General features: G+C 50.1%; 2 rRNA genes. Both read left to right on the top strand.

The window, feature by feature from the left end:
* The first annotated feature begins 133 nt into the window (after positions 1–133).
* Positions 134–3,052 (top strand): 23S ribosomal RNA (locus PS3_RS07730).
* A gap of 85 nt (positions 3,053–3,137) precedes the next feature.
* Positions 3,138–3,254 (top strand): 5S ribosomal RNA (rrf, locus tag PS3_RS07725).

The raw sequence follows: 3,254 nt of genomic DNA, 5'->3' as shown, positions 1-3,254 counted from the left end.
GTACTTTGAAAACTAAATAATATCTATTTTCTAAAAATCAAGAAAACCGAGAACACCGCGTTATTTTGAGTTTTATTAACGAATAAAATCGCAATCATACTCATTTAACTTTGATCATGAGCGAAGCTCATTAGGTTAAGTTATGAAGGGCGTATGGTGAATGCCTTGGTACTAGGAGCCGATGAAGGACGGGACTAACACCGATATGCTTCGGGGAGCGGTAAGTACGCTTTGATCCGGAGATTTCCGAATGGGGAAACCCAATCATCTTAATCGATGATTACTTGCTAGTGAATCTATAGCTAGTAAGGGGAAGACGCAGTGAACTGAAACATCTTAGTAGTTGCAGGAAGAGAAAGAAAATTCGATTCCCTGAGTAGCGGCGAGCGAAACGGGAAGAGCCCAAACCAACAAGCTTGCTTGTTGGGGTTGTAGGACTGAACATTGAAGTTACCAAAGAGCAACGTAGTCGAAATAGTTGGGAAGCTATACCACAGATGGTGATAGTCCAGTAGACGAAACGTTACTCTCTTCGTTCAGGATCCTGAGTACGGCGGGACACGTGAAACCCCGTCGGAATCCGCGAGGACCATCTCGCAAGGCTAAATACTACCTAGTGACCGATAGTGAACCAGTACCGTGAGGGAAAGGTGAAAAGCACCCCGGGAGGGGAGTGAAATAGTTCCTGAAACCATATGCCTACAAGCTGTCGGAGCCCGTTAATGGGTGACGGCGTGCCTCTTGCAGAATGAACCGGCGAGTCATGATTACGTGCAAGGTTAAGGTGGAAAAACCGGAGCCGTAGCGAAAGCGAGTCTGAAATGGGCGTACGAAGTACGTAGTTATGTACCCGAAACCAGGTGACCTACCCATGTCCAGGATGAAGGTGCGGTAAAACGCACTGGAGGTCCGAACCCGTGTCTGTTGAAAAAGGCTGGGATGAGGTGTGGGTAGCGGTGAAATTCCAAACGAACTTGGAGATAGCTGGTTCTCTCCGAAATCTCTTTAGGGGGAGCCTCGGGGTCAAGAATCATGGAGGTAGAGCACTGTTTGGTCGAGGGGCCCGTCATGGGTTACCAATATCAGATAAACTCCGAATGCCATTGATTTATACCCGGGAGTCAGACGGTGAGTGATAAGATCCATCGTCAAAAGGGGAACAGCCCAGATCACCAGTTAAGGTCCCTAAATATATGCTAAGTGGAAAAGGATGTGGAGTTGCACAGACAACTAGGATGTTGGCTCAGAAGCAGCCATCATTTAAAGAGTGCGTAATAGCTCACTAGTCGAGTGATTCTGCGCCGAAAATGTACCGGGGCTAAGCATATTACCGAAACTGTGGATGCATCTACGATGCGTGATAGGAGAGCGTTCTAAGGGCGACGAAGTCAGACCGTGAGGACTGGTGGAGCGCTTAGAAGTGAGAATGCCGGTATGAGTAGCGAAAGACAGGTGAGAATCCTGTCCACCGAATGACTAAGGTTTCCTGGGGAAGGCTCGTCCACCCAGGGTAAGTCGGGACCTAAGGCGAGGCCGAGAGGCGTAGTCGATGGATAACAGGTTGAGATTCCTGTACCAGTTAGTTGCGTTTGAACGATGGAGGGACGCAGAAGGCTAAGCGAACCGGACGATTGGAAGTGTCCGGCCAAGCAGTAAGTTAGGGTCAGAGTGAAATGCTTTGATTCGGGTTAACAAGCTGTGATGGGGAGTGAAATTATAGTAACGAAGTCGCCGATGTCACGCTGCCGAGAAAAGCTTCTAGTGAGGAACTAACTGCCCGTACCGCAAACCGACACAGGTAGTCGAGGAGAGAATCCTAAGGTGAGCGAGAGAACTCTCGTTAAGGAACTCGGCAAAATGACCCCGTAACTTCGGGAGAAGGGGTGCTGACCGCCAGGTCAGCCGCAGTGAAAAGGCCCAGGCGACTGTTTATCAAAAACACAGGTTTCTGCAAAATCGTAAGATGAAGTATAGGGGCTGACGCCTGCCCGGTGCTGGAAGGTTAAAAGGAAGAGTTAGCGTAAGCGAAGCCCTGAATTGAAGCCCCAGTAAACGGCGGCCGTAACTATAACGGTCCTAAGGTAGCGAAATTCCTTGTCGGGTAAGTTCCGACCCGCACGAAAGGCGTAACGATCTGGGCACTGTCTCAACGAGAGACTCGGTGAAATTGAATTGCCTGTGAAGATGCAGGCTACCCGCGACAGGACGGAAAGACCCCGTGGAGCTTTACTGTAGCTTGATATTGAGTGTTTGTACTACTTGTACAGGATAGGTAGGAGCCATAGAAACCGGGACGCTAGTTTCGGTGGAGGCATTGGTGGGATACTACCCTTGTATTATGACCACTCTAACCCGCGCCACTCATCGTGGTGGGAGACAGTGTCAGGTGGGCAGTTTGACTGGGGCGGTCGCCTCCCAAAAGGTAACGGAGGCGCCCAAAGGTTCGCTCAGAATGGTTGGAAATCATTCGCAGAGTGTAAAGGCACAAGCGAGCTTGACTGCGAGACAGACAGGTCGAGCAGGGACGAAAGTCGGGCTTAGTGATCCGGTGGTTCCGTATGGAAGGGCCATCGCTCAACGGATAAAAGCTACCCCGGGGATAACAGGCTTATCTCCCCCAAGAGTTCACATCGACGGGGAGGTTTGGCACCTCGATGTCGGCTCATCGCATCCTGGGGCTGTAGTCGGTCCCAAGGGTTGGGCTGTTCGCCCATTAAAGCGGTACGCGAGCTGGGTTCAGAACGTCGTGAGACAGTTCGGTCCCTATCCGTCGCGGGCGTAGGAAATTTGAGAGGACCTGTCCTTAGTACGAGAGGACCGGGATGGACATACCGCTGGTGTACCAGTTGTTCCGCCAGGAGCACCGCTGGGTAGCTATGTATGGATGAGATAAACGCTGAAAGCATCTAAGTGTGAAACTCGCCTCAAGATGAGATTTCCCATTCCAATAAGGAAGTAAGACCCCTCAGAGATGATGAGGTAGATAGGATGGAAGTGGAAGTACGGTGACGTATGGAGCGGACCATTACTAATCGGTCGAGGACTTAACCAAGTAGAAAAAGGTGTCTGGTAATTGATAAGGAGATATGATATTATTTAGTTTTGAAAGCACAAGCTTTCCATCTCAAAGAGATGAGTGTGGTGATGATGGCCTGAAGGACACACCTGTTCCCATGCCGAACACAGAAGTTAAGCTTCAGCACGCCGAAAGTAGTTGGGGGATCGCTCCCTGCGAGGATAGGACATTGCCATGC

Origin of the sequence: Limosilactobacillus gastricus PS3 (assembly GCF_000247775.1) — a bacterium.
Lineage (GTDB): Bacteria > Bacillota > Bacilli > Lactobacillales > Lactobacillaceae > Limosilactobacillus > Limosilactobacillus gastricus_A.
This window is presented reverse-complemented; position numbering and strand designations above follow the sequence as displayed.